Origin of the sequence: Plantactinospora sp. CA-290183 (genome assembly GCF_050936375.1) — a bacterium.
GTDB lineage: Bacteria > Actinomycetota > Actinomycetes > Mycobacteriales > Micromonosporaceae > Plantactinospora.
This window is the reverse complement of sequence record NZ_JBNJMX010000001.1, coordinates 833,763-858,657: the sequence shown is the minus strand read 5'-3', so window position 1 is coordinate 858,657 and position 24,895 is coordinate 833,763. Positions and strand designations below refer to the sequence as shown.

Sequence of the window (24,895 nt, the reverse complement as noted above, 5' to 3'; positions counted from 1 at the left end):
CCGTGGTTGGCCGGGCGGCGACCGCCGGGGCAACTGATCCCTCCTGGGCGCTGACGACTCGACTGGGGGGCATATCGACTCCTCGTCATCGCATACCAAGGCCGGGACAGGATAACCATGCCGTCGCGGACCCGGCTACCCGAAGGCGGCGGGGACGGGACCGGGGGACGGTCCGAAGACCGTCCCCCGGCACAGGCGGAAGTGGGCTCGCTCAGACCCGGGAGTCAACCCCGGCCCGGGTACCGGCCGTCGGCCGGGTGTCGCCACCGGCCGGCGCCGCCGCCTCCACGAACTCCTCCCGGGGGTCGTGGAGCTGGCCCAGCGCGACGACCTCCCGGCGGAGGAAGAAGGCGAGCGACCAGTCGACGACCACCCGTACCTTGCGGTTGAGCGACGGGATCCGGCTCATGTGGTACGTCCGGTGCATGAACCAGGCCGGCAACCCCTTGAGCTTGATGCCGTAGACCTGCGCGACGCCCTTGTGCAGGCCCAGGCTCGCCACGCTGCCGGCGTGCTTGTGCTTGTAGTCCACCGGCGTGCCGCCCCGGATCACCGCGCGGATGTTGTCGGCCATCAGGGCCGCCTGGCGCACCGCGTGCTGGGCGCTGGGCGAGCAGTACTCGCCGGGCGGCTTGGTCAGGTCCGGTACGGCGGCGCAGTCACCGGCACTCCAGGCGCCCTCGACGATCCGGTCGCCGTCGACCACCTGGAGGGTCGGCAGGCAGCTGATCCGGCCCCGGTTGTCCCGGGGCAGGTCGGTCTGCTCCAGCATCGGCGACGGCTTCACCCCGGCCGTCCAGACGATGGTGTCGGCCCGGAAGCTGTCCCCGTCGGAGAGCCGGACCAGGCCGTCGACGCAGGATTCCAGCCGGGTGTCGAGCCGGATGTCCATGTCGCGCTTGAGCAGCTGCGCCACGGTGTACGCGCCCATGTCCCGGTCGACCTCGGGCAGCACCCGCTGGGTCGCCTCGACCAGCACCCAGCGCATGTCCTCCGGCTTCAGCTCCGGGTAGTACTTCAGGGCGTCCCGGGCCATGTCCTCCATCTCGGCGAGCGCCTCGATGCCGGCGTACCCGCCGCCGACGAAGACGAAGGTCAGCGCGCAGCGCCGGGTCTCCGGGTCGGTCGTGGCGGCCGCCACGTCGAGCCGGTCCAGCACGTGGTTGCGCAGGTAGATCGCCTCGCCGATGGTCTTGAAGCCGATGCCGTTCTCGCGCAGCCCGGGGATCGGCAGGGTACGGGAGACCGAGCCCGGCGCCACGATCACGTGGTCGTACCCGATCTCCCGGGGTGGGCCGATGATCGGCTGCACGGTGGCGGTCTTCCGGGCGTGCTCGATCCGGGTGACCGTGCCGGAGACGATCTGGCAGCGGCGCAACTCGCGCCGCAGCGGCACGACGGAGTGCCGGGGGGAGATGTTGCCGGCCGCCGCCTCGGGCAGGAACGGCTGATAGGTCATGTGCGGCTGCGGGTCGACCACGATGACCTCGGCCTCCCGCGACCGGAGCTTCTTCGACAGGCGCAGGGCCGCGTACAACCCGACGTGTCCGGCACCCACCACAAGGATCCGCTGCGGTTTCACGCCTCCCATCTTTCCCCCGCCGGGGCCTTGACACTCGACAGATGCCCCTTTTGTGAGCGACGACGCCAAGTGACCCGCGTTACCCCTTTGACGTCGGCCCGGAGGCCGGCGGTCACCGGCGCCGCAGCAGCCAGCCGAGCAGCCCGGCGGCGAACACGGCCAGCGCGAGGCCGGCCAGCAGCGCCAGGCCGGAACCCGCGCCGTCCCACCGCCCGTCGAGGGCGAGCAGCGGCACCGCCAGCACCGCCGAGCCGAGGCAGACGGCCAGGGCCCGGGAGATCCACCGGGCGAGCACCTCCGGCGAGACCACCACGTCGTGCGAGAGCAGGGCGGCCAGCGCCGCGAGGCTGTGGGTCAGGTAGAGGAAGGTGGCCAGGCCGAGCAGCCGCCACAGCGCGATCGGCTGGTCGAACCAGCCGGTCGCCACCACCCAGCCGGCCACCGCGGCCAGCATCACCAGGGTCGGCCAGAACTTCTTGGGGGCCAGCGCCGGCAACAGCGCCGCGACCACCAGCAGGCCGAGCAGGCGGACGTCGAAGACCTGGACCGGGTACGCCAGCGTGAGCGAGAGCAGCGCGCAGAGGAAGACGGCGCAGCGCACCAGCAGCGGCGCCAGGGTCGCCCGGCCGATCGCGGTGTAGATCTCCCTGATCCGGTTCACTCGCTGCGCTCCCTCACTCCTCGCGCTCACCGGGCCGGCCTTCCGCTCGCGACTGCGGGGCTCACTCGCTGCGCTCCCTCACTCCTCACGCTCACCGGTCCCGCTTCCGTTCGCGACTGCGGGGCTCACTCGCTGCGCTCCCTCACTCCTCGCGCTCACCGGAGCGCCGGGCGGGGGGCGGAGGCGAGCCGGGCCACGTCCCGCAGCACCAGGTCGAGGCTGCCGGCACCGGCCCACTCGACCACCGGCACGCCGTGCTCGCGGAGCTGGCCGATGGTGTTCTCCCGGTCCAACCGCCAGAGCCGGTACGCCACCTCGGACCACTTCGCCCGGCCGGGCGGGGTGGCCGAGGCGGGCAGCGTGTCCACCGCCACCACGATCCGGCCGGACCGGGCCAGCCGGGCCAGCATCGCCGCCGACCGCTGGTCGACCAGTGGGGTGAGCACCACGACGAGCGCGTTCGAGGAGAGCAGGTGCGGCCCGAAGACGTGGTCGTACGGCTCGAACGGCGACTGCTCCACCCGCACGTCGAGAAGCCATTCCAGCACCGTCAGGTACTGCCGGCGGCCGGTGGCCGGACGGAGCCGGCGCGCGGCCGGGCCGTATTCCAGCATCGAGACCCGGTCGCCCCGGTGCAGGTAGTGCTCGGCGATCGCCGCCGCGGACCGGACGCAGGTGTCCAGCACCGACGCGCTGCCCCGGATCCCGCCGGACCGACCCGCCTCGGCGAGCACGTCGAGCAGCAGCACCACCTCGGCGTCCCGGTCCGAGAGCATCGCGGCGACGTGCAGTTGCCGGGCCCGCAACGAGACCCGCCAGTCGATGCGGCGCAGCCGGTCGCCCGGGCCGAAGATGCGTACCCCGGCCAGCTCGCCGCCCTCCCCCGGACGCCGCGACCGGTGCCCGCCGACCAGGCCGGCGGCCCGGGGCATCGCCTCGTCGGCGTCGAACGGCTCGGTGACCGGGTAGACCGCGACCATGCGGCGTTCGCCGATCACCGGCTGGCTGACCAGCAACCCGTCGCAGGCGGCCGCGCGGACCACCGCCGGTCCGACCGAGTGCCGCCCCCAGCGCAGGGACTCGCCCGCCAGTGACAGGTCCACGGCGGTGCCGGCCGGCGCGGTCAGCGCGTACGGGCGGTCGAGCGGGTTCCGCCGCCCCGGCCGTACCGGGGTCGGCTCCCCCGCCCCGGCCGGCGCGGCGGCCGTAGCGTCGGCGTCCACGCCGTCCGGCGCGAATCGCACGTCGTCGATCCGGAGCCAGGGCGACACGGCGGCGCGGACCACCACCAGGTCGTAGCCGACCTCGTCCAGGTTGCCGACCGTGACCGCGCCGGTCAGCGCGCCCCCCTCGACCAGGTTGGTGTCCTCGGCGTCGACGGCGACCTCCGGCGGGTGCACCGGACGGCGGCGCAGCGCGTACGCGGTGCCGATGGCGAACGGCGCGGCCAGGACGACCAGGTCGACCCGGCCCAGCAACGCCCCGGCGAGCAGCAGCAGGCCGGTGAGCAGCACCGCCCGGCCGAGGGCCCGGGTCGGTGCCCACTCGGCGGGGGCCTCTGCGGCGGGTCCGGTGTCGGTCTGCCCGGCCGGCCGGCGCGGGCCGGGCACGGCCGGTCGCAGGGCCGGTGCGGGCGGGTTCACGCCGATGCTGTCCCGGTCAGTCCGCCCGCGTAGCTGGGCAGCGCCCCGCTGGCCGGCGCCGGGGTCTGCGCCAGGACCTCGTGCACCACGAACGCGGGGTCCACCCGGCGCAGCCACATCTCCGGGCGGAGCGTGATCCGGTGTGCCAGCACCGGCACCGCGACCGCCTTGACGTCCTCCGGGACGACGTAGTCCCGGCCGGCGAGGGCGGCCTTGGCCCGGGCCAGCAGCAGCAGCCCCAGCGAGCCGCGCGGCGAGGCGCCGACCAGCACCGAGGCGTGCTCCCGGGTGGCCGCGGTCAGCTCGACGATGTAGCGGCCGATCGAGTCCTCGACCACCACGCTCTCCAGGGCGTCCTGCATCGAGCGCAGTACGGCGGCGTCCACCACCGGCGTGAGTTCCGCCTCCTCCTGCCGGCGGGCCATCCGGCGGCGCAGCACGTCCCACTCCTCGTCCCGGGCCGGATAGCCGAACGAGACCCGGAGCAGGAACCGGTCCAGTTGCGCCTCCGGCAGCGGGTACGTTCCCTCGTACTCGATCGGGTTGGCGGTGGCGAGGACGTGGAACGGCGGGTCCAGCCGGTAGGTGACGCCCTCCACCGAGACCTGCTTCTCCTGCATCGCCTCCAGCAGGGCCGCCTGGGTCTTCGGCGGCGTACGGTTGATCTCGTCGGCGAGCAGCAGGTTCGTGAAGATCGGCCCGGCCCGGAAGCTGAAGTCGGCGGTGCGCTGGTCGTAGAGGAACGAGCCGGTGACGTCGGCGGGCAGCAGGTCCGGGGTGAACTGGAGCCGGCGGAAGTCCAGCCCGAGCGCCTGGGCGAAGCAGCGCGCGGTCAGCGTCTTGCCCAGCCCCGGCAGGTCCTCCAGCAGCACGTGCCCGCCGGCCAGGATGCCGGCGAGGACCAGTTCCAGCGCGTCCCGCTTGCCCACCACCACCGTGCCGACCTGGTCGAGCACCGCATGGGCCAGCTTCCCGACGTCGATCGGGGTGACCTGGTCCGCGTCGTTCATAGCTTCTCCAATGGGGCGACGAGTGCCGCGAGGTCGCGCGGCGCGGGTGTGCGCTTGGGTGGGGCGGCGAGGAGCGCCCACAGCGGCTCGCCCAGCAGCTTCCGGGCCCGGGCCGGGTCGCTGGCCCGGGTGATGCCGTGCCGCTGCCGCAGCCGCTCGTCGGCGAGGTCGCCGAGCATCGGCAGCACCCCGCGGGCGAACCGCTCCGGCTCCCCCTGCGACCAGGCCAGCTTGGTTTCCCAGCGGTTGACGGCGCTGCCGAGGGCGTCCCGGGCGGCCCAGTTGTAGTCCGCCTCGTCGGAGTCGCGCGTCCCACCGGGGAGCCGGATCCGCACGGGCGGCGGCGGGGCCAGTCGGGCGGTCACCCGGCGCAGCAGGATCAGGGCGAGGAAGCCGGCGAAGACGGCAGGGGCGGACACCCCGACGCCGACCATGCGCAGCCCGAGGACGACCGCGGCGGCGAGGGCCGCCGCGCCGAAGACGGCCGGCAGCCACCGGCGCAGGGCGCCGCGCCGGCGTACCGGCCCGGCCGGTTCCTCGTCGTGTCGCAGCAGGTCGTCGATGCTGGCGCTGGAGGTCACCCGGGCACCTCGGAGACCTCGGCGGTGAGTTCGGCGCGCAGCCGGCGCAGCGCGGAGACCGCCTGCGCGCGCATCCGCTCGTCCACGGTGTGGGTGGCGTACCGGGCCTCCCGGTAGACCTCGGCGAACGCGGAGAGCACGTCGGCACTGACCGGCCGCCCGCCGCGCAGCAGCCGGGTGACCAGGTCGGTCGGGGTGTCGCCGGGCAGCCGTTCCACCCCGGCGGCGTCGGCCGCCTGTTCCAGCCGTACCCAGCAGGCGATCACCGCCCGGCGCGGGTCCCCGTCGGTGTCGGAGAGGTCGACCAGTCCGGCGTCGAGCGCGGCGACCACCTCCTCGGTGGCCTGCCCGGCGGGGCGGGCCGGGCCGCGCCGCCTTCTGGTCAGCGTGGGCCGACGGCGCAGCACGTCGCGGACGAGGGTCCAGAGCAGGATGACGACGACCCCGAGCACCACGGCACCGCAGAGCGCGGCGCCGAGCAGCGCGATCCAGTCCGGCAGGTGGGGACCGGCGGCGGCCGGAGGCGCGCTCTGGGTGGCCTCGACGCCGGCGGGCGCGGCCGGCTGTTGCAGGGTGGGGACGATGTCGGCCGGCGGTTCGACCCGGCCGACCCCGAGCGAGGAGTTGGCGGACGCGAGGGCGGCGAGCCCGAGCAACCCGACCACGGCGACCGGCGGCCACCAGTTGCGCAGCAGGGCGGCGGTCAGGGTGGACCGGGTCGGGGGGTCGCCGGAGCGGGCACGATCCGAGGGGCCGCCCGTCATCGCCACCGCCCCTCGACCCTCCTAGCGAGCGCCACTGTCCTGGCGGACGCCGTCCAACCCGGCCAGGCGTCGGGCCCGGGCGAACACCTCGTCCAGCATCGCTGGCGTGAGCCGCCCGGTAAAGGTGTTCTGCTGGCTGACGTGGTAGCAGCCGAGGACCTGCGGAACGGCGTCGCCGGACCAGTGTGCCCCATGGCCGAATCGCGGTCGCGGGGTGGGCGGGGGTACGCCGTACACGGCCCGGAGCGCCGGCCACCACGCCGCCCAGGCGAAGGCGCCGAGCGCGACCACCACCCGCAGCGTGGGCCGGACCAGTTCGATCTCGCGGTGCAGCCAGGGCGCGCAGGTGTCCCGCTCGGCCGGGGTGGGCTTGTTGTCCGGCGGGGCGCAGCGGACCGCGGCGAACATGCGGGTGTGCCGCAGGACCAGCCCGTCGTCGGCGGTCACGCTGGTGGGCTGGTTGGCCAGCCCGGCCCGGTGCAGGGCGGCGATGAGGACGTCGCCGGAGCGGTCGCCGGTGAAGATCCGGCCGGTCCGGTTGCCGCCGTGCGCGGCGGGGGCCAGGCCGAGGATGCCGATCCGGGCGTCCGCCGGGCCGAGGCCGGGCACGGGCCGGCCCCAGTACTCCTGGTCCCGGAACGCGGCGCGACGGACCCGGGCGACCTCCTCGCGCCAGGCGACCAGGCGGGGGCAGGCGAAGCAGTCGGCGACCGCGCCGTCGAGGTCGGCGAGGTCGGTCGCCCGCCGGGCGCGGGCGACCACCTGCGCCGCGGTACGGGTTTCAGCCAAGCCGGGTCCGGAACAGTTCGAGGGTACGGGCCCAGGCGCTGGCCGCGGCCGGCTGGTCGAAGACCTCCGGCCGGTCGTCGTTGAAGAACGCGTGCCGGGTGCCGGGGTAGTCGTGCAGGGTGCACTCGCCGCCGGCCGCCTGGATCGCCTGCTGTGCGGCCTGCACCCCCTCGGCGGCGGAGGTGCCGTCCTCCTCGGAGCAGTGGATCGCCGCCACCTTGCCCGCGTAGTTCGACCACTGCGGACGCATCCGCTCCCACGGCAGTACGGGGTAGAAGCCGGCGGTCGCCACGATCCGGTCGGAGAGCGTCGCCGACCAGAGCGCGAGGCTGCCGCCGGCGCAGAAGCCGACGCAGCCGACCTTGCCGGTCACCTCCGGCCGTTCGGCGAGGTAGTCGGCGGCCCCGGCGATGTCCCGGGCGGCCTGGTCCATCGCCAGGCCCATGATGAGCTTGCCCGCGTGGTCCGGCTCGGTGGTCGAGGTGCCGTGGTAGAGGTCGGGGGCGAGGGCCACGAAGCCGGCCTCGGCGAACCGCTCGGCGACCGAGGTGATGTGCGGGACGAGCCCCCACCACTCCTGGATGACGATGACGGCCGGGCCGCCCGCACCGTCGGCGGGCAGTGCCAAATAGCCCTCGCTGGTCCCGCCGTTGCTGCGGTAACTCACCATCTCGCCCATCGGTCCTCCTGTCGGTCAGTCATCGTTGGCTGGTCGCACAGTTTTTCCGACCGATATCCGATGGTCGGTGGGTCTTGCGCCGCGGGTGTGTGCCGGTAGCCTGCCACGTCCACCGGGGGGACGGAAGCCAACAGCGACGTGGCGTACACCTCCTGTTGCCCTGGTGTACGCCACGTCGCCGTCCGCCCCGCCCCCGGGGCGCCCCCGTTCAGCTGGTCGGTGTCGGGGTCACCGCCGGTGCCTCGCTCGTCGGGACGGCCGACGGGCTGGCCGACGGGTCACCGATGGGAGTCCCGGCCGGGTCCGGCCCGGAGGTCGGGACAGCGGCCGGCGTCGCGCTCGGGCCGGGCCCGCGCAGTTGGAACGGCGCGTGCTGCGGGCAGTACGGATACGGCTGCTGCATCGGGTCCACGTACGACTCGCCGGGTTCGAGCCGCTCCCGGGCCTCGTCGCACCACGGACCGCCCAGCCGGATCGGTTCGCCGTTCTGGTCGAAGAGCCGCACCCCCTCGACCAGGCGGCCCTCGCTGTCGTAGACGTAGACGTCCCGCACCCCGGAGTACTGGTCGGTGTAGACCTCGTGGTAGCCGTAGCCGTCCTGGGCGGCCCGGCTGTCGGCGTCGAAGAAGCCGACCAGGCCGAAGATGACCAGGAATGCGCTGCTGAGGTGGAGCACCCAGGTCGGTCGCCGGCCCAGCGTGGCGCTGCGTCGGCCGAGCCAGACCGAGCCGGCCACGGTCGCGGCGAGCAGCAGCAACGCGGCCAGGGTGCTGCCGCCGAGCCGGGGCAGCAGCCCGAACGGCTCGCCGGTCACCATCACCGTGACCAGCATCGCGACCAGGTAGCCGCGGAGCAGCCACCAGGCGGGGCGGAGCAGCCGGAGGAACTCGCTGAGCCGGGCGTACCCGAGGACCGGGCCGAGCCGGGTGTCCACGGCCCGCAGCCGTTCGCGGCCCTTGCCCACGACGGCGCTGATCCGCTGGTCGAGGTTGGCGCCCCCGGCCGGGGCGGCGACCCCGGCGGCGGCCCGCAGCTCGACCGCGTACGCCTCGGGCGGGCCGAGCCGTTCGGTGAGCGAGCCCTCCCCCTCGACGGCCACCTCGGCGAGGTGCTCGGGCAGCTCCTCGAGCAGTTCGTCGCGGACCGCCGGTGGCAGGTCGGCCAGCGCCGCGCGGACCCGCCCGACGTAGCTCGCGATCTCCTGCTCAGTCACGACGGTCATGCCGCCATCCCCTTATCGTCAAGCAGACTGTCCATTGTGCCGGCGAATGCCCGCCACACCTTGCCCGACCGGGCGAGCTGGTCGCGTCCGGCCGCGTTGAGCGCGTAGTACTTGCGGTGCGGCCCCGACTCGCTGGGCACGACGTAGGTGGTCAGCAGCCCGGCCTGGAAGAGCCTGCGCAGGGTGCCGTAGACGGAGGCGTCGCCGATCTCTTCAAGGCCGTAGGAGCGTAGCCGGCGCATGATGTCGTATCCGTAACCGTCCTCGTCCTTGAGCACGGCCAGGACGGCGAGATCCAGCACACCTTTGAGCAACTGGGTCGTGTCCATGGGCCGAAACACTACTGTTCAATCCACAGTACCGTCAAGAACAGAACACTGTGTCGGTAAGGAAGGGCCCCCGCTTATCGCTTTTTGTATAGGAAGGGCCCCCGCCTAACACCTCAGCAGCACCCGCAGGCGTCGCCGCGCCACGCCTCCCGGCCCTCCTTCACCGCCACTCCGGCGATCACCAGCGCCGCCGCCGGATCGGCCCACCACCAGCCGAACAGCGAGTTCAGCGCCAGCCCCACCAGCAGCACGGCCGACAGGTAGGTGCAGAGCAGCGTCTGCTTCGAGTCGGCGACCGCCGAGGCGGAACCGAGTTCCCGCCCGGTCCGCCGCTGCGCGGCCGAGAGCAGCGGCATGACCACCAGGGAGAGGGCCGCCAACACCAGGCCCACGGTGGAGTGCCCGGCCCGGTCCGCACCGAGCAGCGCGCGTACCGACTCGACCGCCACGTACCCGGCGAGCACGAAGAAGGAGACCGCGATGACCCGCAGCGCCGCCCGCTCGCGCCGCTCGGGGTCGGCTCCGGCGAACTGCCAGGCCACCGCCGCGGCCGAGGCGACCTCGATCACCGAGTCCAGGCCGAACCCGACCAGCGCGGTGGAGGAGGCGAGCGTACCGGCGCCGATCGCCACCACCGCCTCGACCAGGTTGTACGCGATCGTGCCCGCGACCAGCAGGCGTACCCGGCGGATCAGCACGGCCCGCCGGGCCGGCGCGGGCCCGACCGGCGCGAGCGGCAGCGACCCGGCCATCAGCAGCAGCCCCCGGTCCCGGTCCGGCTCTCGGCGCAGGCCAAGGGGTCCGTGGTCAGCACGACCCCCAGCAGGTCGCCCAGCGCGTGCCCGAGCCGGGCGTCGGCCAGCTCGTAGCGGGACCGGCGTCCCTCCGGTACGGCCACCACGAGGCCGCAGCCGCGCAGGCAGGCCAGGTGGTTGGAGAGGTTCTGCCGGGTCACGCCGAGCAGGTCGGCCAGCTCGGCCGGGTAGCCCGGCCCGTCCCGCAGCGCGAGCAGCAGCCGGGCGCGGGTCTGGTCCGACAGCGCGTGCCCGAACCGGGCCAGAACCTGGGCGTAGGTCAGGGTCTCCACGGAGGCAACTATACAGTGAACGCTGAATTCAGCGGAAGATGGACGCAGTTGCCCGACCGGCACAGTTCACAGGGTCGATGATCAACCAGCGGATGGCCGTCACCGCGGGGACACCCGGGCTGACCAGCCTGACCGCATGAATCCGCACTGGAAGAACCGCCTGGTCTCGGCGGGCCGCCTCGGCGCCGTCGTCGCCGCCGTCGTCAGCACGGCACTCGGCGCGAACGCGCTGCCCGGAGCCGGATCGGCGGCGCAGCACGCGGCCGCCAGCGCCCCGAGGGCCGGCGACGTCAGGATGAACGAACTCCAGTTCATGGGCGCGCACAACGCGTACCACCGGGAGATGCAGGACGCCGAGCTGGCGTCGGCGGTGAGCATGGATCCGACGTACCCGTCGTGGGGGTTCTACTCCCACGCCTCGATCCCGGACCTGCTCGGTCGGCAGGGCATGCGCGGGCTCGAACTGGACCTGCTCCCCGACCCGAAGGGCGGCCTCTACCGCCAGCCGCTCGCCCGCAAGCTGGCCGGGCTGGGCCCGATCGACGATCCGGCGATGGCCGCGCCGGGCATGAAGGTGCTGCACGTCGCCGACCTCGACTACAACAGCACCTGCCGTACGCTGGTCGACTGCCTGCGGCAGGTGCGGCAGTGGTCCCGGGAACACCCCGACCACGCGCCGATCCTGCTCCAGCTCGAACTGAAGCAGACCGACGACCGGTTGGAGCAGGCCGGCGGGGCGGTCAGCCCGGCCTGGGACGCGGCCCTGCTGGACGACATCGACCGGGAGATCCGCTCCGTCTTCACCGAGAACGCGTTGATCAGCCCGGACGACCTGCGCCGCCCCGGCCTGACCCTGGAGCAGTCGGTGCTCAGGTACGGCTGGCCGACCCTGGACCGGGCCCGGGGCAAGGTGATGTTCTTCTTCGACAACGGCGGTCCCGGCCCGATCCGCGACATGTACCTGGCGGGGCACCCCAACCTGGCGGGGCGGGCGGTCTTCACCCGGGGCAATCCCGGCGACGCGGACGCGGCGATCACGATGGTGAACGACCCCCGGGGTACGAACGAGGCGACCATCCGGGACCTGGTGAAGCGGGGTTACCTGGTGCGGACCCGCTCCGACGAGCCGCTGAGCACGGTGAAGACCGAGGAGTTCAGCCGGCTGGACACCGCGCTGGCCAGCGGCGCGCAGTTGGTGACCACCGACTTCCCGACCGTGGGCATGGCCGCGCGGTACGACAGCGACTTCGTCGCCGAACTGCCCGGCGGGACCGCCGTACGGTGCAACCCGGTCTCCGCGTCCCGCGCCTGCCGCGACGACCGGCTGGAGCGGTAGCCCGCCGGAACGGGCAGGTCGGGGAGCAGGTGGCGGCCGGGGCCACACTAGGTGGTGGTGTCAGGTAGCTGGCACTGCTACCTTGCCACGCATGGATTTCGCTGTGACCCGCCGCCGCCTGCTCGCCGCCGCCGGAGCGGGCGGCGTCGCCGCGCTGACCGGAGCGCGGCCCGCCGGGGCGTACGCCCGACTGCCGGCGGAGCTGTTCGCCCTGGGGGTGGCCTCGGGCGACCCCACCCCGGACGGCGTCGTGCTCTGGACCCGGCTGGCGCCGCGCCCGCTGGAGCCCGGCGGCGGCATGCCGGCCCGGCTGGTCACCGTGCAGTGGCAGGTGGCCGAGGACGAGCGCTTCGCCCGGGTGGTCCGGCACGGCGTGTCGACCGCCCGGCCGGAGGCGGCGCACTCGGTGCACGTCGAGGTCGGCGGTCTGGCACCAGCGCGGGAGTACCACTACCGGTTCCGGGTCGACGGCCGGATCAGCCCGGCCGGGCGGACCAGAACGGCGACGGCGGCGGGCGCCACCCCGGACGCGCTCCGGTTCGCGGTGGCGTCCTGTCAGGACTGGCAGAACGGCTACTACGCGGGCTACCGGCACATGGCCGAGGAGGATCTGGACCTGGTGCTGCACCTCGGCGACTACATCTACGAGGGCGAGATCACCGCCGCCGGCACACCGGACACGCCGGGCTACGTCCGCGCCGAGCTGCCACCGGAGCCGGTCCGGGCCGAGCCGTACACCCTGGAGCAGTACCGGCTGCGGCACGCCCTCTACAAGACCGACCCGCAGCTCCAGCAGGCGCACGCGGCGGCACCCTGGGCACTGACCTGGGATGACCACGAGGTGGCCCCGAACTGGGCCGGCGGCGACGACCCCGATCCCGCGTTCCCGGCCCGGCTGGCCGCCGCCCGGCAGGCGTACTACGAACACCTGCCGCTGCGCCGGGCGGCCCGCCCCGGCACCGGCTTCCGGCTCTACCGGCGGCTGACCTTCGGTGACCTGCTCCGGGTCAACATCACCGACACCCGCAGCTACCGCTCCACCGCCGCCGGGGAGATGCTCGGCGCCGCCCAGGAGTCCTGGCTCGTCGACGGCCTGACCAGGTCGCCGGCCCGGTGGAACGTCACCACCGCGCAGGTGCTGATGGCCCAGCTCGACTACCTGCCCGGACCGGGCCGGTCGTTCTCGACGGACAAGTGGGACGGCTTCCCCGCCAGCCGCCAGCGGCTGCTGACCGCGATCGCCGCCGGTGGTGTCCGCAACCCGGTGATGCTCTCCGGGGACATCCACACCAACCTGGTCAACGACCTGAGGATCGACTTCGAGGACCCGGACAGCGCCACCGTGGCCACCGAGTTCACCGGCGCCGCGATCGCCAGCCGGGGCGCCACCCCCGAGGAGGAGGCCGGGATGGTCGCGCTGCTGCTGCCCGAGTCGCCGCACATCCGCTTCTTCGAGGGCTACCACCGCGGCTACCTGCGCTGCCGGGTGGACCGCGACAGCTGGCGGACCGACATCCGGGCGCTGGACACACAGGGCTGGCGGGGGCAGGTGACCAGCCCGGACGCCGGAATCCGTACCCTCGCCTCGTTCGTGGTCGAGGACGGGCGCCCCGGTGCGGTCCGGGTCTAGCCGGCGGCGGGCCGGCCGGTGACGCAGAGCAGCGACCGGGACCGGGTGGTCGTCGCGGTCACCGTGGTCGCCACCAGGCCATGCTCCGCGAGTACGGCCGGCAGCCGCCGCGCCAACTCGGCGGCCCGGTCCGCCCCGGGCGGCTCGTAGATCAGGTGCAGCGCGGCGTCCGGTTTCAACAGTCGGGTGACCACTGCCATCTCCCGGGCCGGCGAACGGGTCCAGAACAGGTTGACGTTGATCGCGAAGACCGTGTCGAACCGTTCGCCGGCCGGGTCCAGGTCCGCCAGCGAGCCGGCCCGGATCTCGGCGCGGCCGAGCGCGATCTGGGTGGCGTTGCGTTCCCGGGCCAGTTGCACCATCGCGGGTGAGGAGTCGATGGCGACGATCCGTCCGCCGACGAGTCGGTCACATATCAGCGACACCGCCTCGCCACGACCGCAGCCGATCTCCAATACGTGATCGTCCGGCGCGATCTCCAGAAGGCGGTTCGCCCACCGGAGACGGTCCGCGACCGTCGGCCCGTTCTGGGCGCGGGCCACCCGCAGTCGGGGAGCGGCCCAGCCGAGAAAGCGGTGGTAGATCCCGGCCGGATCGGGACCGGGCTGTGGATTGAGCCGGCAGAGGTCGTCGATCGCGTCCTGGAGCATGCTGGCCAGGTAGACGTGCAGCGCGACCGGATCGGCGGCGTACTCCACGGGCAGGCGGTGCCGGGCGGTCGGGCAGGGCCACGGCCGCGCGCACGCCCGGCAGAGCCAGAGCGGCCGCTGCGGCACGTGCGGTCGGGTCGACTGTGGCATCGTGACCTCCCGGATGGCGAGTCGCGGTCGGCGTCGCCACCCCTTCGGTACGGCACCGCCCGCCCTGGAAGGGGGCCGCCGGCTTGCCGTACCGGCGGCCCCCGCAGGTCGCGCCCGGGACCTCACAGCCCCCTGTTTGTCAGCCGGACGCGACCGCCTGACGGAGAGCCTGGAGATCGACCGCCGTCTCCGACAACAGCATCGTGCGGAATTTGCCGAAAAATATTGACGCTGCGTCGCCGGACCCGATATCGGTGTCTCGTTCGGAACGTTCGGCATCACGCACCGGAGAATGGAACGGGTCATGGGGGATCGCGCGTCGTCCGTACCGCAGCGCCAACTCGGCCGGCATCTGAAGCTGGCCCGCGAGGAGGCGGGGATCAGCCTGGAACCGGCCGCGAAGCTGCTGGAGTGGTCGCGGGCGCGGATGTACCGGATCGAGCGCGGCGAGACGACGGTACGCACCCACGACGTCGAGGCGATGTGCCGGCTCTACGGCGTCACGGCGCAGATGACCGACGTGCTGCGGAGCCTGGCCAAGGAGTCCAAGGCGAAGGGCTGGTGGCACGCCTACGGCGAGGTGATCCCGACCTGGTTCCAGCTCTACGTCGGGATGGAGGCGGGAGCCGCTCGGATCCGGGATTTCGAGTCGACGCTCATCCCTGGGCTGCTCCAGACACCGGAATACGCCGCTGCTGTCTTCGGGACCAGAGCGGGGGTCACCGAGCATGAGGTGGCCGCCAGCGTCGCGTTTCGGTTGGAACGGCAGCGCATCCTCCGGCGACGCCGACCTAAGGCGCCGGACCTAAAGGTGATCGTGGACGAGTCCGTGCTGCACCGCCCGATCAGCGACCGCGACGCCTGGCTGGCCCAGCTCGCTCACCTGGCCAACGCCAACCGGCTGCCCACGGTCACCGTCCGGGTGCTGCCGCTCTCCGCCGGCCCACATCTCGCCTCAGTGGCGAACTCATTCCGCATCTTCGAGTTTCCCGCCCAGGGCACCCGGCCGCCGGAGCCGACCACCGTCTACAGCGAGAACCTGACCGGCGCGCTCTACCTGGACAAGCCGGGGGAATTGGCGGTCTACGATGAGATCTGGCGCAGCCTGGGCGAGCTGGCGCTGAGCCAGGAAGACTCCGAGGACCTGCTTGCCGCCATCATCCGGGAGGGTGTCGATGACTGAGCCGACTGTGCCGCACTGGCACACGAGCACCCGCAGCAGCAACCAGGCCGCCTGCGTAGAGGTGGCCGGCAACCTGCCCGGCCGGGTCCTCGTGCGCGACACCAAGCAGCGAGACGGCGGCACCCTCGCCTTCGCCCCCGCCGCCTGGCGCGCCTTCCTCACCGACCCGCCCCGGCGCGGCTGACTCCCCCGCCCCGGCACGGACGGTCGACCGTCGTGGTGACCCGCGGCCGGACGCTGGACAACCACACCCTGCGCCGATGGATCTTTGTGGCCTGGCCGCCTGGTTGCGCCGGGAGTTGATGCTCCCGGCGCAACCGAAGCCGTCGTCTCAGGCCGCGGAACGCTCGGCGATCGGCCGGCGGCGCAGGTTCACGTTCGAGACGGCCGGCGGTGTGTAGGCCGCCTGGTTGGGGCCGGCGTCGGTACCGGGCGGGGCGATCTCGTCGATCCGGTCGAGGATCTCGTCGTCCAGGGTGACGTCGGCGCCGGCGAGCAGGTCGTCGAGCTGTTCCATGGTGCGTGGCCCGAGGATCGCCGAGGTCACGCCCGGGTGGGCGATCGCGAACGCCATCGCGAGATGGGCCATCGGCAGGCCGGCCTTCTCGGCGAGCGGAATGAGTTGTTCGACCACCTCGAGCTTGCGCTCGTCGCTGAAGTACTGCGGCGTATGGCCGGCCCGGTGGGTGTCGGTCTGCTTGCCCTTGCGGTGTCGGCCGGTGAGCAGGCCCTGGCCGAGCGGGCTCCACACCAAGGTGCCCATCCCGTAGCGCTGAGCGATCGGCAGGACCTCGCGTTCGATGCTCCGGTTGACGATGGAGTACGGCGGCTGCTCGGTGTGGAAGCGCGCCAGGCCGCGCCGCTCGGCGACCCACTGCGCCTCGACGATCTCCGAGGCCGGGAAGGTCGACGTGCCGATCGCGCGCACCTTGCCGCTGCGGATCAGGTCAGACAGCGCCGACAACGTCTCTTCGATGTCGACCGTCGGGTCAGGGCGGTGGATCTGGTAGAGGTCGAGGTAGTCGGTCTGCAGGCGGCGCAGGGAGTTCTCGACCGCGGTCATGATCCAGCGCCGTGAGTTGCCCCGGTGATTCGGGTCCTCGCCCATCGGGTAGTGCACCTTGCTGGCGAGCACGGCGCCGTCGCGGCGGCCCTTGAGTGCCTTGCCGACAATCTCCTCGGACTCGCCCTGGGAGTACACGTCGGCGGTGTCGACGAAGTTGATTCCCGCGTCCAGCGCCCGGTGGATGATCCGGATCGAGTCGTCGTGGTCGGGGTTCCCCAGGGCACCGAACATCATGGTGCCGAGGGCATAGGGGCTGACCTGGATTCCGGTCCGGCCCAGCGAGCGGTGTTTCATGGTTTTGTCTCCCGTGAAGGCGTGTGTTGAGTGGCCGGCGCTGGCGAACGGCGCGGCGGGAAAGAACCCGACGCGCCGAGGCCGGGAACCCGACCAGACGACGTGACCGATGTCTTGAGGCCCGGACTATCCGGACCGCGCTGAGGACGCCGTCCGCAGTTCCTCGTCGTCGAACACGATCTCGACCAGCGGGCTACGCGCGAACCAGTCGTCGAACTCCTGGCGCCGGGCGACCCGCGCGGCGATCTCGGGCCGGTTCTGGAGGTCGAGGATTGCGGTGATCACTCGCCGTCGGGTCGGCTCGTCGACCGGCACCGCGGTCGCGGGCAGGTCGGCTTTGACCCCGTGCTTGAGATGCACCATGAACCGCGGGTTGGCGCGCACGTTCGCGTACCAACTGCGGGGTCCGGGCATGCCGCTGAGGTACCAGCGACCGTCGACGCGGTGGAACCAGATTTCGATGCGGCGCGGGATGCCGGTGCGGGCGCCCAGCGTGGTGATGTCGATGGTGCGCTCAGCCGGGGAGGAGTCCGGCCCGATGGCGAGGGCTCGCGCGACGGCGTCATCCACGGTCACGTTCTCATCGGCCGTTCGTCGTCGAGGGGCACCTCGCCCCGTCGTTTTCGGTCCGGCCCAGGGCGTGGTGATTCATGCTTCTCCCCTGGAGGGGGTGGTTGAGTGTCTGCCGACCTTCATCCCTTGCCTCCTGTTTTGCCAGCACTGGTCCGGAATCCTGTGTCCGTTCCGGTAGTAATTCCAGCAAAACAAAGCCGCAAACCCCGTGCTAGCAGAATCGTCTTGGGTAGTTGCACGATCCTCTTCGCTCCGGCGATTTCACGGCAACGCCGGCGCGTCGGCGGCGGGGCCGGCTCCGCCGCGAATGCGTGCCGCGTCGATGCTGGGCGGAACACCGAACAGGCGCCGATACTCGCGGCTGAACTGGGACGGATTGTCGTATCCGACGCGACTGCCCACGCCGGTGATGTCGTGGGGGTTGTTCGCCAGCAGCAATCTCGCCGTCTGCAGGCGGATGTGTTTCTGGTACTGGATCGGGCTCATCGCCGTCACCGCGTGGAAGTTCCGGTGGAAGGCGGAGACACTCATCCCCGAGAGCTGGGCCAGTTCCTCGACGCGGAACGGCCGGGCGTAGTTCCCCCGGATCCACCGCACCGCCCGCGTGATGTGGCTGAGGCTGCTGTCTACGAGGCCGAGCTGACGGACGAGGTCACCCTGTTCCCCGGTCATCAACCGCCAGAGGATCTCGCGCTTGAACAGCGGGACGAGTGCCTTCCGGTCCCGGGGCTGGTCGAGCAGGCGCAGCAGCCGCACGACGGCGTCGAGCAACTCGTCCGGGGCGTCACTGACCGCGATTCCCGGCCGTGCGGTACCGGGGGAACCCGGCAGATCCCCCGGCCCGACCTCCAGCAGCAGCTCCGCGACGGCGGCAGGGTCCAGGGTCATCCCGAAACCGAGTGCGGGGTGGCCCGGGCCCGCGTCGACGACGTGCCCCGTCACCGGGAGATCGACCGAGGCGACGAGGTACTGACCGACGCCGTACTCGTACATTCGGTCCGCCAGCGCGAGGCGCTTGCCGCCCCGGGCGATGATCGCCAGAACGGTGCCCGACATCGAGGTCACCGGCGAAGCGCCGGGGTCGATCTTGCAGATCCGGACGCCGTCGATCGCAGTGGTCAGATCGGGACGTACGTGCCGTTCCAGCAGGTCGCGCAGCTCGTGCAGGGACATCTCACGAGTGGAACACAGAACTCGCGGTGATCGACCGGCAGGGAGAGGCTCGTGCATGGACGTGCGGGTGATCCCGAAGAGACCGAGCGGATTGTGCAACGAATCGCGCGCATCGTGCTAGTTGATCAAGGCTCCGCGGGCTTGACTGGTAGAGCACAGCGGGCGGGCCGTCCCGCCGTCTCGTACCTGCATCCACTTGGAGCTTCCTGATGTCGCTCGATTCCTACGTCACGCTCGGCCGTTCGGGCCTGCGCGTCAGCCCCTTCACGCTGGGCACGATGACCTTCGGCGAGGATTTCGGTTGGGGAAGCAGTCCCGAGGAATCCAAGAACATCCTCGCTGCCTACCTGGACCGGGGCGGCAACTCGATCGACACGGCCAACATTTACACGAACGGCCACTCCGAGAAGATCATTGGCGACTATTTCGCCGGCCAGCGCGCACTGCGTGACCGGGTGGTGATCGGTACCAAGTTCTTCGGCAACCTCTACCAGAACGACCCCAACGGGGGTGGACCCGGCCGTAAGGCGATCGTGCAACAGCTGGAGAACTCGCTGCGGCGTCTGCAAACCGACTACATTGACATCTACTGGTTGCACAATTTCGATCCGTCCACCCCGGTCGAGGAGACCCTCCGGACGCTGGATGACCTGATCAGCGATGGCAAGGTCCGCTACCTCGGATTCTCTGACATTCCGGCGTGGGCGACGGCCGAGGCCGCCACCATCGCGCGCTTCCGCGGGTGGGCGCCGATCATCGCCTTGCAGTTGGAGTACTCCCTACTCGAACGCACCTCAGAGGGAGAGTTGATCCCCATGGCTCAGGCCCTGGGCATGGGAGTGATGCCATGGGGGCCGCTGAAGAGCGGGTTCTTGTCCGGCAAGTACTCCAGCGCCGCCACCGGCCCGGTCGACACCACACGTGCGCAGATGGTCGGCGTCCCGAGCGAAGCCGACTACGTCGTGATCGACGCGCTCAACACCGTCGCCCGCGAGGTGGGAGCCAGTCCCGCCGCGGTGGCACTGGCCTGGGTGCACGGTCGCCTCGGAATCACCTCCACCCTCATCGGCGCCCGCCGCATAGACCAGCTCAGGGCCAACCTGCAGGCCCTGGACGTCACTCTCACCGAGGCCCACCGCGCCACACTGGACGACGTGTCCGCTCCCGCGCTGAACTTCCCCGCCAACAACAACAGGATGTTGGCGCGGATGATGCAGTTCGCCGGAGCCACCGTGGACGGGCGCCCGTCCACGGTCTCCCCGCGACTGCAATCCAGCCGCGCCCGCTACTGACCAACACCCAGACACTCGTTCCGATGGTCCGCCTCATGGGCGGTAGCTGGTGCTGGATCCGTTTGCTGGCAGGATCCGCGAGAAAGGACCTAGCCGGAAGCGGCCACGAGCGGGGACCGGTCCCGGCGGCGGGCGCTACGGTCGAGCCATGACCCAGCTCAGCGGACGATCGGCGGCGATCCTGCTCCTGGCGGCGCTCCTGCTGACCGGCTGCGGCGGCGGGGGCCCGGCCGCGCCGCGTACCCCCGGGGTCGCCTCGACGCCGCCCCCGGCGAGCCCGAGCCCCACGGCGGCCGCGAGCCCGACGGCGGCCTCGGACGGGAAACACAGCGTGGCCGAGGTGGCCCAGCGGCCGTGCCTGGCACTCGGCGCCGAGCAGACCACCGAGCTCGGCGTCGTGATGGCGCCGTCCGAGACGGACCTGGGCGGCCCGTCCTGCCAGTGGTGGACCCGGGACGGACTGATTTCCTTCACCCCCTACCCCCGCTCCGACGAGACGACCCGGTCCGACGTCCGGCACCTCACCCGGCGGACCATCGCCGGACACCGGGCGGTGCTCGGCACCCTCGACCGGGGCGGTTGCAGCATGTACGTCTCGGTCGGCACCCGGCAGTCGTTCCGGCTGCTCTCCAGCCCATCGCCCCGCGATGCCCCCGAGGTGCCGGAGGACTGCGGGTTGAACACCCGGTTCGCCACCGCGATCCTCGCCCGGCTGGAGTGACCACCGCCGTGTCCGAGGTGGAGGTCACCTTCTCCGCCCCGCCGCCCCGGCGGGCGAGGCACGACCAGGGATCCCCGCTGGACGAGGTACGCCGGTCCATCCACACCCTGGTCCGGCAGCTCTCCCCGGAGACGGTGGCCTGCTTTTCCACCAGCATCCACCCGGAGGACGTCCGGGTCGGTGGCTCCGAAGACCTGTACGACGGCACCGAACGGGTGGCCCGGGCCCTGGTGCGACACCTCGGGCTGCCCGAGACGGAGATGCACATCCGGTTTCCGGTGCTGCCGGCCGGGCGGGCCGGACAGGTGCTGCTCGGCGACGGCTACCAGATCGACATCGACCAGAGCATCGCCGCGCATCGTCGGGACATCGGCGCGGTGCTGGCCCACGAGGTGACGCACGTCTTCCTGTGGCACCACCGGATGCGCTACGAGGACGAGATCCTCACCGACACGGCCGCGGCCTTCCTCGGGGTGGGCTGGCCGATGCTCGACGCGTACCGGCTCGACTACGAGGTCATCCGGTGGCTCGGCTATCTCGCCCCGGACCAGTTCGGCTACGTCCTCGGCCGGCGGGCCCTGCTCTTCGGCGAGGACCCGGAACCGTCGCTGAGCAGCCCGATGGCGCTCGGGGCGTACCGGCACGGCCACGCCGGCGCGATGCGGGACTGGACCACCCCGCCGCTGACCTCGACCGACCCGGGCCGGCGGAAGGACTACCAGAAGGACAAGGCACGGGTACGGCGCGCCCTGGACCGGGGCGTGCTCCGCCCGCACGCGGTGTCGAAGGGCGACGGTTACGCCTTCTCCGGCCGTACCCCGGTCATGGTGACGTTCGGCTGCCCGGTGTGCAGCGTACGGATCAAGCTCCCGGTCGACAGTCGGGTGAGCATCCACTGTGGCACGTGCGGGGTGGACCTGGACTGCGAGACCTGAGCCGTCGGCCTAGCGTGGAACCCCACGATCCCCTGGGGGCACGAGATGACCGAGGCGTCCGTACGGCTGCGACCGGTGGTGGAGGACGACCTCGCCATGTTCCGGCGGTTCCTCACCGAGCCGGGCCTGATCGGCCTCGACTGGGCCGGCTTCCGCGACGCCCAGGCACCGGCCCGGCGCTTCGCCGCCGACGGCTATCTCGGCACCGAGGACGGCCGCCTGATCGTCGAGGTCGACGAGGAGCGGGCCGGCCTCGTGAGCTGGCACGCCACCGGCCCCGGGGTGGCGAAATTCTGGGAGATCGGCATCGTGCTGCTGCCGGAGTGGCGCGGCCGGGGCATCGGCTGGCGGGCCCAGGCGATGCTCTGCGACTACCTGTTCACCCACACCCCGGCGGAACGGGTCCAGGCCGGCACCCATCCGGAGAACATCGCGGAGCAGCGGTCACTGGAGAAGGCCGGCTTCCGCCTGGAGGGCGTACTGCGGTCGGTCGAGTTCCGGGCCGGGCAGTGGCGCGACGGCTGGCTCTACAGCCGACTCCGCCACGACCCGTCGCCGCTGTGACCCGTGGGCGGCGACGGTCATCCGGTGGCAACTGCCCGGTTCTGGCCTGTAGAGCTGCCCCGTCTGTGCGCCCACCGCAGCCGACCGAAGACGGAGGAGCGGGTCCGCCGGCTGGAGCAGATGGCCGACCAACAGCGGTCGGTGCAACTCCAGCACCACCCGGCCCGGGCCGAGGGCCCTCAGCGGGGCCCGGGGGCGGTTGCCCCGTTTGTAGGGGCAGGTCTACAGGTTGCGCGCGGCCTTCCTGGTCCGCGTGCGGTAGCGCCGGCCGTCAGGCCACCACCGACTCATCGGTGAGCCATCCTTGGCAACCGAAGGCCCGTGGCCCGGGCGGCTCGGGCTAGATCGCCGTGACGACGTTGCCGCGCAGCGGGGCGAGCGCACCGCCGATCTGGCCGATCGTCTCCTCCGGTACGCCGAGCCCGGCCAACGTGTCGACCAGGTGGCCGACCACGGCGTCGAAGTCCGCGTCGGTGATGTTCAGGCCGGCGTGTGCCGAGGACATGTCCCGGCCGGCGTAGATCTCCGACCCGCCGATCGCCGCCGCGATGAACGCCCGCTGGTGCGCCTTCAGCTTCGGCACGTCCACCCCGACGAAGTACGGCGCCAGCTTCGGGTCACCGAGCACGCGTACGTAGAAGTCGTCCACCGCCGCGCTGACCGCCGGGGCGCCACCGATCGATTCGTAGATGCTCATCTCACTGGCCTCTCTGCACGAATGTCCGAAGTGGACTGTAGGCGGTCGGACGGGGGCCGGCAAATACTGGCAGTCGCCCAGCTCGGCACGACACGGTGGACGCTAGCTCCGGCACGTTGCCCGGGAATTGGCCCGGCGCGACGGCAACATCACGATGTCCTCACAACGCCTTGAACTGGATCGTGATGCGACGGGTCTACGCCAGGCTCCAGGCGATGCCGTCCAGGATGTCGTGCTCACTGGCGATCACCGACGACATGCCGGCGCTGCGCATGACCACCTGCAACACCAGCGCGCCCGCCCCGATCACGTCGGCCCGCCCCGGATGCATCACCGGGATGGTCAGCCGCTCGGCCGCCGACCGGGCCAGCAGGTCGGTGGTCACCTTCACCACGTCGGCGTACGGCACCCGGGCGTGGTGGATCCGCTCGGACCGGTACTCGGGCAGCCCCAGGGCGATCCCGGCGACGGTGGTCACCGAACCGGCCAGCCCGATCAGGGTGGCCGCCTCCCGCCCCGGCACCACGGTCAGCGCCCGCTCCACGGCGGCGGTGATGTCCGCCTCCGCCGCCGCGACCTGCTCCGGCGTCGGCGGGTCGTCCCGCAGGTGCCGCTCGGTCATCCGTACGCAGCCGATGTCCATCGAGACGGCGGCCTGCACCGTCGCCGTCCCGCCGCCACTCGGCCGGTCGCCGACCACGAACTCGGTCGACCCGCCGCCGATGTCGACCACCAGGAACGGCCCCCGCACGTCGGGGCGGAGGCCGCGGACCGCGCCGGTGAAGGAGAGCCGGGCCTCGTCGTCGCCGGTCACCACCTCGGGCTCCACCCCGAGGGTACCCAGCACCATCGCCCGGAACTCGTCGGCGTTCGCCGCGTCCCGGGAGGCGGAGGTGGCGCACATCCGGACCCGGGTCGCGCCCAGCGAGGAGATCTCGGCGGCGTACCGGGCCAGCACCACCCGGGTCCGCTCGATCGCCTCCGGAGCGAGTCGCCCGGTCCGGTCCACACCCTGACCGAGCCGGACGATCTCCATCCGGCGGGCCACGTCGACCAGCGCCGACTCCGGCCCGGCGGAGGGCTCGGGCAGGTCGGCCACCAGCAGCCGGATCGAGTTGGTGCCACAGTCGATCGCCGCGACCCGCTCCGTCACGCCCACCACCCCACGTCGTCGTCTCCCTGGTTCATCACAGGCGCAGCAGCATCCGGACGTTGCCCAGGGTGTTCGGCTTGACCCGCTCCAGGCCGAGGAACTCCGCGACAACTTCCTCGCCGGCCGAGCGCAGGCGCTGCTCGCCGAAGGCCGGCAGGCGGCGTCGGCGCACCGGGTCGATCTTCAGACGTAGTCCTCGAACCCGCCGAAGAACCGGGTCTCGAAGGTGAGCACGAAGACCCGGGAGACGCCCAGCTCGCGGGCGGTCGCCAGCAGCTCCGAGACGATCCGCTGGCCGATCTTCCGACCCTGCCAGCCCGGGTGCACCACCACCGAGCGGATCTCGGCCAGGTCCTCCCACATCACGTGCAGCGCCCCGCAGCCGACCACCGTCCCGTCGGCGGGGTGCACCGCCACCCAGAACTCCTGCACGTCCTCGTAGAGCGTGACCATCGCCTTGCTGAGCATCCGCCGGCCGTCGCGGTACGTGTCGATCAGCTCGCGGATGCCGCGTACGTCGGCCGTCCGGGCCCGCCGGACGACCAGCTCCGGTTCGACCCCGCTCACCAGGTCGACTCCGGCTCCACGCACGGGCCGCCGCGCCACCACGGCTCCAGCAGCTCCAGCACCTCGTCGCCGAACGGGTTGATCCCCGGGCCGGCGCCCAGCGCGTGCCCGAGGTGCACGTGCAGGCACTTCACCCGGCCGGGCATGCCACCGGCGGAGACGCCGTGGATCTCCGGCACCTGGCCGATCGCCTCCCGCCGGTCCAGATAGTCCCGATGCGCGGCCAGGTAGCGTTCGGCCAGCTCGGGGTCGGCGGCCAGCCGCTCGGCCATCTGGCGCATCAACCCGGCCGACTCCAGCCGGCTGCACCCGGCGACCGCCCGGGGACAGGTGAGGTAGAACAGCGTCGGGAACGGGGTGCCGTCGGCCAGCCGGGGCGTCGTCTCCACCACGTCCGGCAGGCCGCACGGGCAGCGGTGGGCCACCGCCCGGGTGCCCCGGGGGGTACGGCCGAGCTGGGCGGCCACCGCCGCCAGGTCGGCATCGGTGGCCGGCTCCCGCACCGGTGGCGGCACCTCTTCCGCCGCCGGGCGCTCCGGTGGGGTGCCCACCGCCTCGGGCAGA

At 72.3% G+C, this 24,895-nt stretch carries 27 protein-coding genes and 1 pseudogene; 8 read left to right on the top strand and 20 right to left on the bottom strand.

Features of this window, described 5'->3' with window-relative positions; translation table 11 throughout:
• Window positions 1-211: 211 nt before the first annotated feature.
• The 12 genes from ACQEUR_RS04105 to ACQEUR_RS04050 all read right to left on the bottom strand — a co-directional run bounded on the left by ACQEUR_RS04105 (window position 212) and on the right by ACQEUR_RS04050 (window position 10,347).
• Entirely contained in the window at window positions 212-1,582 is a 1,371-nt protein-coding gene (locus tag ACQEUR_RS04105; RefSeq protein ID WP_433025355.1) for an NAD(P)/FAD-dependent oxidoreductase, read from the bottom strand.
• A 112-nt stretch (window positions 1,583-1,694) separates the two neighbouring features.
• Window positions 1,695-2,243: a hypothetical protein gene (locus ACQEUR_RS04100; protein ID WP_433025352.1), complete on the bottom strand. Its 549-nt coding sequence runs from the start codon at window positions 2,241-2,243 to the stop codon at window positions 1,695-1,697.
• 155 nt (window positions 2,244-2,398) lie between these two features.
• On the bottom strand, window positions 2,399-3,853 hold the full coding sequence (locus tag ACQEUR_RS04095; RefSeq protein ID WP_433025963.1) for a DUF58 domain-containing protein: 1,455 nt from the start codon (window positions 3,851-3,853) through the stop codon (window positions 2,399-2,401).
• A 29-nt stretch (window positions 3,854-3,882) separates the two neighbouring features.
• On the bottom strand, window positions 3,883-4,896 hold the full coding sequence (locus ACQEUR_RS04090) for an AAA family ATPase (protein ID WP_433025350.1): 1,014 nt from the start codon (window positions 4,894-4,896) through the stop codon (window positions 3,883-3,885).
• A complete protein-coding gene (locus tag ACQEUR_RS04085; RefSeq protein ID WP_433025347.1) occupies window positions 4,893-5,477 on the bottom strand; it encodes a hypothetical protein in 585 nt (194 codons plus the stop codon). Before ACQEUR_RS04085 ends, ACQEUR_RS04090 begins: the two co-directional genes overlap by 4 nt.
• Window positions 5,474-6,241, bottom strand: coding sequence for a DUF4129 domain-containing protein (locus ACQEUR_RS04080; RefSeq protein ID WP_433025344.1), 768 nt, complete (start codon window positions 6,239-6,241; stop codon window positions 5,474-5,476). The genes ACQEUR_RS04085 and ACQEUR_RS04080 overlap by 4 nt, the downstream gene beginning before the upstream one ends.
• Before the next feature lie 21 nt (window positions 6,242-6,262).
• Window positions 6,263-7,003, bottom strand: coding sequence for a uracil-DNA glycosylase (locus tag ACQEUR_RS04075; protein WP_433025960.1), 741 nt, complete (start codon window positions 7,001-7,003; stop codon window positions 6,263-6,265).
• A 19-nt stretch (window positions 7,004-7,022) separates the two neighbouring features.
• Entirely contained in the window at window positions 7,023-7,709 is a 687-nt protein-coding gene (locus tag ACQEUR_RS04070; RefSeq protein WP_433025341.1) for a dienelactone hydrolase family protein, read from the bottom strand.
• 208 nt (window positions 7,710-7,917) lie between these two features.
• The gene (locus ACQEUR_RS04065; protein ID WP_433025338.1) at window positions 7,918-8,931 is read right to left on the bottom strand and encodes an HAAS signaling domain-containing protein; all 1,014 of its coding nucleotides are present in this window, start codon (window positions 8,929-8,931) and stop codon (window positions 7,918-7,920) included.
• Window positions 8,928-9,260 (bottom strand): PadR family transcriptional regulator, encoded by a 333-nt coding sequence (locus ACQEUR_RS04060; RefSeq protein ID WP_433025335.1) that lies wholly within the window; start codon window positions 9,258-9,260, stop codon window positions 8,928-8,930. Before ACQEUR_RS04060 ends, ACQEUR_RS04065 begins: the two co-directional genes overlap by 4 nt.
• A gap of 113 nt (window positions 9,261-9,373) precedes the next feature.
• The gene (locus ACQEUR_RS04055; protein ID WP_433025332.1) at window positions 9,374-10,012 is read right to left on the bottom strand and encodes a cation diffusion facilitator family transporter; all 639 of its coding nucleotides are present in this window, start codon (window positions 10,010-10,012) and stop codon (window positions 9,374-9,376) included.
• The gene (locus ACQEUR_RS04050; RefSeq protein WP_433025329.1) at window positions 10,012-10,347 is read right to left on the bottom strand and encodes an ArsR/SmtB family transcription factor; all 336 of its coding nucleotides are present in this window, start codon (window positions 10,345-10,347) and stop codon (window positions 10,012-10,014) included. The genes ACQEUR_RS04055 and ACQEUR_RS04050 overlap by 1 nt, the downstream gene beginning before the upstream one ends.
• 136 nt (window positions 10,348-10,483) lie before the next feature.
• Between ACQEUR_RS04050 and ACQEUR_RS04045 the strand changes: the two genes are divergently transcribed.
• Both ACQEUR_RS04045 and ACQEUR_RS04040 read left to right on the top strand, forming a co-directional pair.
• A complete protein-coding gene (locus tag ACQEUR_RS04045) occupies window positions 10,484-11,683 on the top strand; it encodes a phosphatidylinositol-specific phospholipase C1-like protein (RefSeq protein ID WP_433025326.1) in 1,200 nt (399 codons plus the stop codon).
• Between the two features lie 91 nt (window positions 11,684-11,774).
• The gene (locus ACQEUR_RS04040; protein WP_433025323.1) at window positions 11,775-13,313 is read left to right on the top strand and encodes an alkaline phosphatase D family protein; all 1,539 of its coding nucleotides are present in this window, start codon (window positions 11,775-11,777) and stop codon (window positions 13,311-13,313) included.
• Here the strand turns inward: ACQEUR_RS04040 and ACQEUR_RS04035 are convergent.
• Window positions 13,310-14,113: a class I SAM-dependent methyltransferase gene (locus ACQEUR_RS04035; RefSeq protein WP_433025320.1), complete on the bottom strand. Its 804-nt coding sequence runs from the start codon at window positions 14,111-14,113 to the stop codon at window positions 13,310-13,312. The two genes, ACQEUR_RS04040 and ACQEUR_RS04035, sit on opposite strands and share 4 nt — an antisense overlap.
• Before the next feature lie 304 nt (window positions 14,114-14,417).
• On the opposite strand from ACQEUR_RS04035, the gene ACQEUR_RS04030 reads away from it, so the two are divergent.
• Together ACQEUR_RS04030 and ACQEUR_RS04025 are read left to right on the top strand one after the other, a co-directional pair.
• Window positions 14,418-15,296 (top strand): helix-turn-helix domain-containing protein, encoded by an 879-nt coding sequence (locus ACQEUR_RS04030; RefSeq protein ID WP_433025317.1) that lies wholly within the window; start codon window positions 14,418-14,420, stop codon window positions 15,294-15,296.
• Window positions 15,289-15,480: a DUF397 domain-containing protein gene (locus ACQEUR_RS04025; RefSeq protein ID WP_433025315.1), complete on the top strand. Its 192-nt coding sequence runs from the start codon at window positions 15,289-15,291 to the stop codon at window positions 15,478-15,480. The genes ACQEUR_RS04030 and ACQEUR_RS04025 overlap by 8 nt, the downstream gene beginning before the upstream one ends.
• A gap of 147 nt (window positions 15,481-15,627) precedes the next feature.
• Here ACQEUR_RS04025 and ACQEUR_RS04020 read toward each other — a convergent pair whose 3' ends face one another.
• The 3 genes from ACQEUR_RS04020 to ACQEUR_RS04010 all read right to left on the bottom strand — a co-directional run bounded on the left by ACQEUR_RS04020 (window position 15,628) and on the right by ACQEUR_RS04010 (window position 18,402).
• The gene (locus ACQEUR_RS04020; protein ID WP_433025312.1) at window positions 15,628-16,656 is read right to left on the bottom strand and encodes an aldo/keto reductase; all 1,029 of its coding nucleotides are present in this window, start codon (window positions 16,654-16,656) and stop codon (window positions 15,628-15,630) included.
• Between the two features lie 126 nt (window positions 16,657-16,782).
• Window positions 16,783-17,232 (bottom strand): nitroreductase/quinone reductase family protein, encoded by a 450-nt coding sequence (locus ACQEUR_RS04015; protein WP_433025309.1) that lies wholly within the window; start codon window positions 17,230-17,232, stop codon window positions 16,783-16,785.
• Window positions 17,233-17,490: 258 nt separating this feature from the next.
• Entirely contained in the window at window positions 17,491-18,402 is a 912-nt protein-coding gene (locus ACQEUR_RS04010; RefSeq protein ID WP_433025306.1) for an AraC family transcriptional regulator, read from the bottom strand.
• Window positions 18,403-18,611: 209 nt separating this feature from the next.
• Between ACQEUR_RS04010 and ACQEUR_RS04005 the strand changes: the two genes are divergently transcribed.
• The 4 genes from ACQEUR_RS04005 to ACQEUR_RS03990 all read left to right on the top strand — a co-directional run bounded on the left by ACQEUR_RS04005 (window position 18,612) and on the right by ACQEUR_RS03990 (window position 21,914).
• Entirely contained in the window at window positions 18,612-19,694 is a 1,083-nt protein-coding gene (locus ACQEUR_RS04005) for an aldo/keto reductase (RefSeq protein ID WP_433025303.1), read from the top strand.
• A gap of 148 nt (window positions 19,695-19,842) precedes the next feature.
• Window positions 19,843-20,415 (top strand): DUF3558 family protein, encoded by a 573-nt coding sequence (locus ACQEUR_RS04000; RefSeq protein ID WP_433025300.1) that lies wholly within the window; start codon window positions 19,843-19,845, stop codon window positions 20,413-20,415.
• A complete protein-coding gene (locus ACQEUR_RS03995; protein ID WP_433025297.1) occupies window positions 20,412-21,350 on the top strand; it encodes a hypothetical protein in 939 nt (312 codons plus the stop codon). Before ACQEUR_RS04000 ends, ACQEUR_RS03995 begins: the two co-directional genes overlap by 4 nt.
• Before the next feature lie 45 nt (window positions 21,351-21,395).
• Window positions 21,396-21,914, top strand: coding sequence for a GNAT family N-acetyltransferase (locus ACQEUR_RS03990; RefSeq protein ID WP_433025294.1), 519 nt, complete (start codon window positions 21,396-21,398; stop codon window positions 21,912-21,914).
• A gap of 340 nt (window positions 21,915-22,254) precedes the next feature.
• On the opposite strand, the gene ACQEUR_RS03985 is transcribed toward ACQEUR_RS03990, so the two are convergent.
• The 4 genes and pseudogenes from ACQEUR_RS03985 to ACQEUR_RS03970 form a co-directional block, all read right to left on the bottom strand.
• The gene (locus tag ACQEUR_RS03985) at window positions 22,255-22,611 is read right to left on the bottom strand and encodes a group I truncated hemoglobin (RefSeq protein ID WP_433025291.1); all 357 of its coding nucleotides are present in this window, start codon (window positions 22,609-22,611) and stop codon (window positions 22,255-22,257) included.
• 196 nt (window positions 22,612-22,807) lie between these two features.
• Window positions 22,808-23,764, bottom strand: a complete 957-nt coding sequence (locus ACQEUR_RS03980) for an exopolyphosphatase (protein ID WP_433025288.1) — start codon at window positions 23,762-23,764, stop codon at window positions 22,808-22,810.
• A 34-nt stretch (window positions 23,765-23,798) separates the two neighbouring features.
• Window positions 23,799-24,310, bottom strand: a pseudogene (locus ACQEUR_RS03975) (amino-acid N-acetyltransferase).
• 17 nt (window positions 24,311-24,327) lie between these two features.
• Window positions 24,328-24,882, bottom strand: coding sequence for a DUF501 domain-containing protein (locus ACQEUR_RS03970; RefSeq protein ID WP_433025957.1), 555 nt, complete (start codon window positions 24,880-24,882; stop codon window positions 24,328-24,330).
• Window positions 24,883-24,895 lie beyond the last annotated feature (13 nt).